Source organism: Clostridium puniceum (assembly GCF_002006345.1).
Classification (GTDB): domain Bacteria; phylum Bacillota; class Clostridia; order Clostridiales; family Clostridiaceae; genus Clostridium; species Clostridium puniceum.
Map to the genome: position 1 here is coordinate 1 of NZ_LZZM01000042.1, position 6,819 is coordinate 6,819.

Annotated in this window: 7 protein-coding genes, 1 pseudogene and 1 other annotated feature; of the genes and pseudogenes, 1 reads left to right on the forward strand and 7 read right to left on the reverse strand. The window is 28.9% G+C overall.

What is annotated here, in order from left to right:
• Positions 1-288 (forward strand): IS3 family transposase (locus CLPUN_RS03480; protein ID WP_143328969.1); only part of this gene is annotated, 288 nt, incomplete at its 5' end.
• A 214-nt stretch (positions 289-502) separates the two neighbouring features.
• Here the strand turns inward: CLPUN_RS03480 and CLPUN_RS03485 are convergent.
• The 7 genes and pseudogenes from CLPUN_RS03485 to CLPUN_RS03520 all read right to left on the reverse strand — a co-directional run bounded on the left by CLPUN_RS03485 (position 503) and on the right by CLPUN_RS03520 (position 6,679).
• Complete coding sequence (locus CLPUN_RS03485; protein WP_077845992.1) at positions 503-817, reverse strand: hypothetical protein; 315 nt, start codon at positions 815-817, stop codon at positions 503-505.
• 95 nt (positions 818-912) lie between these two features.
• Positions 913-2,499 (reverse strand): ClC family H(+)/Cl(-) exchange transporter, encoded by a 1,587-nt coding sequence (locus CLPUN_RS03490; protein WP_077845993.1) that lies wholly within the window; start codon positions 2,497-2,499, stop codon positions 913-915.
• Positions 2,500-2,613: 114 nt separating this feature from the next.
• The gene (locus CLPUN_RS03495) at positions 2,614-3,204 is read right to left on the reverse strand and encodes a DUF1836 domain-containing protein (protein ID WP_077845994.1); all 591 of its coding nucleotides are present in this window, start codon (positions 3,202-3,204) and stop codon (positions 2,614-2,616) included.
• A 44-nt stretch (positions 3,205-3,248) separates the two neighbouring features.
• Complete coding sequence (gene nhaA, locus CLPUN_RS03500) at positions 3,249-4,445, reverse strand: Na+/H+ antiporter NhaA (RefSeq protein WP_077845995.1); 1,197 nt, start codon at positions 4,443-4,445, stop codon at positions 3,249-3,251.
• A 117-nt stretch (positions 4,446-4,562) separates the two neighbouring features.
• Positions 4,563-4,620, reverse strand: a sequence feature (sodium ion sensor (DUF1646 type); this cis-regulatory element may regulate processes involved in with the transportation of sodium ions).
• A gap of 410 nt (positions 4,621-5,030) precedes the next feature.
• Positions 5,031-5,772, reverse strand: a pseudogene (locus CLPUN_RS03510) (lysozyme).
• A 104-nt stretch (positions 5,773-5,876) separates the two neighbouring features.
• A complete protein-coding gene (locus CLPUN_RS03515; RefSeq protein WP_198944283.1) occupies positions 5,877-6,389 on the reverse strand; it encodes a cobalt ABC transporter permease in 513 nt (170 codons plus the stop codon).
• Positions 6,386-6,679 carry a hypothetical protein gene (locus CLPUN_RS03520; RefSeq protein ID WP_077845996.1) on the reverse strand — a complete coding sequence of 98 codons (294 nt, stop codon included), beginning with the start codon at positions 6,677-6,679 and terminating at the stop codon, positions 6,386-6,388. The genes CLPUN_RS03515 and CLPUN_RS03520 overlap by 4 nt, the downstream gene beginning before the upstream one ends.
• Between the last annotated feature and the right edge of the window lie 140 nt (positions 6,680-6,819).

Consider the following 6,819-nt stretch of genomic DNA (forward strand, 5'->3'; position numbering starts at 1 on the left):
TATGCTTCCTACGATTATCAAGATTTGTTAAGAAAAAATAGTTTCTTTCAAAGCATGAGTGCTAAAGGTTATTGTTTTGATAATGCCTGCGCTGAGACATTTTTTGCATCTTTAAAAAAGGACAAATTGTATGGAATAAAATTTAAAACTAAAGCTGAGGCTAGAACAACTGTTGTTGAATATATAGAGTTATTCTATAATTCAAGAAGGTTACATTCAACTCTAGACTATAACTCTCCAAGAGAATTTAAAAAGGATTACTACCTTGGCCTAAAGGTCGCATCGTAATAATTGAATCATTCTTGGGTAGGGCAATTACAACTACAAGTTTACTAATATTTGAATTATTTTAAATATTATGAATAACAAATAGTGATTTATAATATTCTAAGGAAATCAAAGAAAAACGTACTTTCTATATGTCTATTCTACTAAGAGCACTCCATCCCCTTTGTGTCCCACTTTTTATATTTTATGATTTAAAATTCAAATTAAATATCTTTTAAAAAATTGAAACTTTACCATTGCCAACTACTATAATTGTGTAATTCTCTTTGATTGGCACTAAAGTGTATTGTTCAGATTGAGGTTTTAATCTTATAACTTGTTGAATAATTTGATTAGAGTCAAGAATAATCAAGAGAGAATGCTCGCTAAAAGAATTATTTTGAACAGTATGAACAGCATCAAATTTAAAATTTAAATCAGCCACTTTATAAAGACCTTCTTTAATGACTTCGGATGCCGCCATAGAAGGTATGATATTCATATTAAATGATAAGCATAATACAATAAAAATAATAATAAATTTTTTCATTAATATAACCACCTCTAAATTTTATTATGTACAATAAAATTAATTTTATGTATATACTATTTAACAAAGATGGTTACTATATTAAAATTTAATGTTTATTTTAATATCTCACAACTTCCTGTCATTACTATTAAATTATCATTTATTTTAGGTACTCTATCCTCATTAGTGAGTATAATCAAATAGTCACCAGGGAAAATAACGGTGTCGCCTTTGGGAATTATTTCATCTTCCCCCCGCTTAACTGCTACTAATAAGCAATGGGACGGCCATTTAACATGTTTAATTTCCTTTCCATCTAAATCTGACCCCATACAAACTGGGAACTCTAATATAGCCTTATTTTTCTTATTACCAATAGATATTTTTTCCACTTGATTATGTAAAATCTTTTCAAGTAATGCTTCATAAATAGGTTTTGATCCTAGAATATCCGCAATTATATACGCAACTACAGATACAATAGCCAATGAAAGCAAATGACTAAATGAACCTGTCATTTCAGTAATTAAAATTGTTCCAGTTATAGGTGCTCTAACTACAGCTGTTAAATATCCTGCCATTGCAAGTATTATAAAGTTATTAATATACATGATATCCAAATGTACTAAATGTGTAAGTATTATTCCATAAACAGTTCCTATTAAAGCTCCAATAGCAAGTATTGGAAGAAATATTCCGCCTGGTGCTCCTGAACCAAAACTTACCATAGTAAATAAAAATTTTCCCAAAACTAGAATTACTAAAACTGTTAATGAGAAATTATTTGTAATTAGTGATGTTATAAGTTCATGTCCTCCACCTAAAACTTGCGGTAATAAAATTCCAAGCATAACTGAAATTAACAAAGGAATTATTATTCTCATTTCTTTTGGTAGCCATGTTTGAGCTACATATAGATTCTGGGTCTTTAAAAGAATTTTATTAAATACTACTCCTAAGGCTCCTAGGAATGCACCTAATAAGATTATATACAAATATAATTTAAGTGGTAATTCAGTTAGATTTCCAAGAATAAAAACTGGTTTTAAACCAAAGAAACCGCTAGCTATAAAATCAGCCGATAACGCTGACGTTAATGCTGAAAGTAATATTAATGGTGAAAAACTTTTATGAACTTCCTCCAATGCAAACATTACTCCAGCCAAAGGCGCATTAAAGGCTGCTGATAGTCCTGCACTTGCACCACTTGTAATAAGATATTTTTCTTCAATTTTCACTCTCTTGAATACCCTACTAAATCCTTGTCCAACTGCTGCACCTAATTGAACTGATGGACCTTCTCTTCCTAACGAAAGACCAGATCCTATTGAGAGAACTCCGCCAATAAATTTACCAAGTATAACTTTCCACCACGTCATATCAAGTTTTCTAAATAGAACTCCTTCAACTTGAGGAATTCCGCTTCCGCTAATCATGGGTTCATGTTTAACCATTAGTCCTACAATATATCCTATAATTATTACCCCTCCAATCCAAGGTATTATAAATATAGGCTTCATATATATACTTTTATAAATATCAGTTAATAAAACTCCTGCCTTTTCAAGTATATATCGATATACCACTATTAATAGCCCCGTAATGATACCTACACTCATTCCTTCAAACACAAGCTTCAATTTAAAGCTATTCCAGTGAAATAATGTATTATAAGTGTTTTGTTTGTTTTTGACTTCCATCTTTATCCCTCCATTACTACTATAGTAATCATTAATTCTAAACAAATCAAACGAATGTACGTTCTATTTTTACGTCTTATTTATATTACTCTATTTCTTGCTATATACATATAATTAATCTGCCTGATATTCTTTTACTATTTTTTGAACTAGTTTTTTAATAGAACTTGCTTTTGATATTAAATATAAAACTAATAATAAAATGCCTATTCTCTCCTCATCCTTACCTTTCAAATTGAATTTCTTTATTAATTCATCAAATCTATTTTCATGAATTAATGATGAGATTAAATATTCATTTAAACTTTCTTCTTGTATTTGTATAAAAATCTTATATGTTTCTTCCCAAGATAATATATCATCATTGTTATCGTTAATTTCATTAAATGCAAGTTTAAAAACTTTCTTGATTTCTTCTGTTGTTAAAAGTGGTCTCATATAACTAAGCAATACTAACTGTATTAAATGGATTTTTGTATATCCTCTTTTTTTTCCATCTCCTGGTTTAGTTATAACTTCACTCTTTATATAATTTTGAACTATGTTATTGGTAAACTTTTCACCAACAAATTTATCATTTAAATATTCTATAACTTGAGATAGAAATAAATCATACTTTGGGAAATCGTCATATGAAATCGAACTACTTTTAGATATTTCCTTCATTAGTTCCTTTATATAATTTGAATCAAAAATTTTCTCCATTTATACACCTTTATACCTATAATTTATATTTACACCTAATATATTTATTTTTCACTTTTAAGTTTTATAAGTTTAAAAATTATCGTACCTAATATTGCAGATACTATTGAAGCAATCATAATACTTATTTTTGCTGTAGTTAACACAGTTTCATCTGCAAATGACAAAGATGAAACAAAAAGTGACATAGTAAATCCAATACCCGCAAGCACACTTGCACCATATAGATGTCTTTTTGTTACTTGAGATGGAAGTTTAGCCACTTTTAATTTTACTAAAATGTATGAAACTCCAAATATACCTATTTGTTTACCAATAACTAGCCCAAATATAATTCCAAAACTAACAGGTGTCAATATTATTGCTCCTATACTATTGATATCAATAGTTATACCTGAATTTGCTAGCGCAAATATCGGCATAATTACAAATGAAGACAATGGAGTTAAAGCATGTTCAAGTCTGTATAAAATTGATGATTTGAATTCATGAATATTTTTTCCTACAGGCAATGAAATTCCAAGTAATACTCCAGCAATTGTTGCATGTATACCTGATTTTAACAAGCAAACCCATAGAAATATACCTCCAATAATGAAGACAGATGTATATTTGACCTTAAATCTATTAGCTAATATAAGGCAAGTAAAAACAATTAAACCAATAATAAGAGCAATCCAAGAAATTTGGCTAGTATAAAATATAGCAATTACGATAATGGCTCCCAAATCATCAACTATAGCTAATGCTGTAAGAAATATAATAATCCCTTTAGGTGCTTTCCTACCTACCAAAGAAAGTATCCCTATAGCAAATGCAATATCTGTCGCCATTGGAATTCCCCATCCTGAAATAGTAGGTTTATTATAATTAAATAATGCATAAATAATTGCTGGTACAATCATACCTCCTATAGCTGCTGATATAGGTAGTATAGTTTTCTTAAAAGATTGAAGCTCTCCGAATACTACTTCTTGCTTTATTTCCATACCAACTACTAAGAAAAATATCGCCATTAATCCATCATTAATCCAATGAAGAACTGACATTGATAGAGAAAATTCTTTATATCCAATAGTTATATAGGTATGTAGTATATTATTGTATGTTGTAGCAAAACTAGAATTTGCTATTATTATTGCAATAATGGCAAAGCTTAAAAGTATTAATCCACTGGAAGATTCATTTTTAAAAAAGTGTAAAAATGGATTGAAAATTTTGTTTTTAATCTTATTTTTCATAGTTTATCTCTCCTCATATATTCTTAGGTATACCCTAAAATCTTAGTTTAAACAAAAAATTATATTTAAACTTTTTATTAAAAATTTCCACAAAAAGAGATGGGAATACTCTAATAGAGTTTCCCACCCCAGAAACTAAAATTGCTTGAAAGCAAATTATAAAATTTGCCCAACCGTACCTAGTTATATTCATTTATTTCTATAGCATTCATTATATTATATGCTAATAGAATAATCAAGGTTTGCAAAAATTATAATTATTAACTATATTCCGCCAACACTATAAACTCTATGCTATTTTTTGATTTCATAAAGCCATGAACCTAGTACACTTTTTAATTCATTACATTTATTCATAGGTAAGCATTGAGTTTCAATCCATCCTCCCTTACTGTTGCCCCTCACGTAGCATATAGTCCTTTTGATTTTGTTTAGATCTCAATTGATATGTTATTGTATATTAAATTAGTATTGTTAATATAATTATTTTTAGACAAAAAAATTAAGGATACAGCAGTTAATTAACTCCCATATCCTCTAAATTATTTAGCTATTGTGCAATTTAGCCAAATGAATTATATCACATTATACATTTCCAGTGTAGTCAGAATTTAAAAACATTGCTGCTTCTTTAGTTCTCCTTCTGTAAAGACCTTCTATTCTTCTTACTCCACCATTTGACCAAGCTTGAAAATTAGTAATTAAACTAGAATCTCTAACACCTTCACATATACGCCTATACAATGTTGAATTTAATAATCCACCAGTGCCACAATTATATGCAAAACTTACTAAAGCATCAAATTCATTTTGATTTAAAGTTATTCCTCTACAGTCTAAATCTAATTTAATTACTGGAGCATGCTTATTATTAATCCAATCTTTAAGCATAGATGTTGCTTGTTCTTCTGTGACCTCTGAGATGCCTTGTATTTCTTCTCCTGTCATTCCATAGCCTTAATGTTAATACTTCAACTTCGTCATAATATGGAGTTGCTGAGAAGCCTTCCCATGACTTTATAAAATTAATAAGCGCATATGATACTAAACTATTTTCTATCATATGACCATTTGAATTAAAAGTATACTCTTTGCCATCGATGATAACAGTGCAATCAATATAACAAGCACCTTGATAGCCATTACTTTCACGCTCTAAGTAATACCATATATTCTTTAATTGAATCCATCCGGTTTTCATATATCCATTTTGTTCATCTAAGTAATACCATCTTGAATCTTTATCTTGAAACCAACCAGTATCTAAAATTCCTGTTTCTTCGTTTAAATGATACCATTTATCATTATCTTTGTACCACCCTTTGATAACTTTTCAATTCTCATCAGTTGCACACCATTTCCACTGTGACATATATCATCACTCCTCATTACATAATATGAAATAGTAACCTTAAAGGCTACTATTAGAAGTTAAACTGTTGCTTGTTGATTTTCTGTTGATACTGATTGTATTGCACTGCTAATTTGAGTTATTGTAGATTTTAAATTTTGATTTTCTACCTGTAAAGATTCATTAGTTTTTTGCAGCTCTGCAATCTGCTTTGTTGCATCATCTTGCAGCACAACTGCTTTATCTTTATTAAATTCACCAGCTATAGCTTGTCTTAAATCGCTTAAATTCTGTTTAGTTAATCCTGGTATCTTCCGAAGTAATAATTTATCAAATTCATCTGCTTTATTTCCTAAAACTTGACTTGCATTCTCTGTAATCCTGAACTTTTCTTCTATGATACTCCATACTTCTTTAGCCGTATTTAATTCTTCTTCATGTGCTGAAGCTTTTATTTTTAATTCTGCTTCCTTTTTCTTTGCAACAAATAATTCGGTTGCTGCACCTCCAACACTTTTAATAATTACCACTAGTATACCTATTATTGTCGTTGCTAATATTGGTGCAATTTGATTAATTAATAATTCTTTCATATTATCCTATCTCCTTCTAAATCATCTAATCTTTTATGTGCTGACTTTACAGATTCTTCAACTTTTGCAACTCTTTCTATAACCCCATTGATTTTATTGTCTTGCATTTTCATATCTAATTTGATATCATCAACACCTCTAGATATATAATTAAGTTGCATTTCAAATTTTGTTTGTAAATTACTTTCCTCTTTAATATCATTTTTAAATGTTCTTTTAAGTCCAATAGCTCCAACTAAAATTCCAATTAAAGTTGAAGCCATCCCTATAATTATATTTACTTCATTCATATGTCACCTTCCCAGTTTCATTTTATTTTTGCACAACAAAAGACACTTACATTTCTGCAAGTGCCTTGATACTTTTATATTTCTACTTATAATGTTATATATTAACTAAGTTTTTAATTTGGATTAGCAAGCATATACTC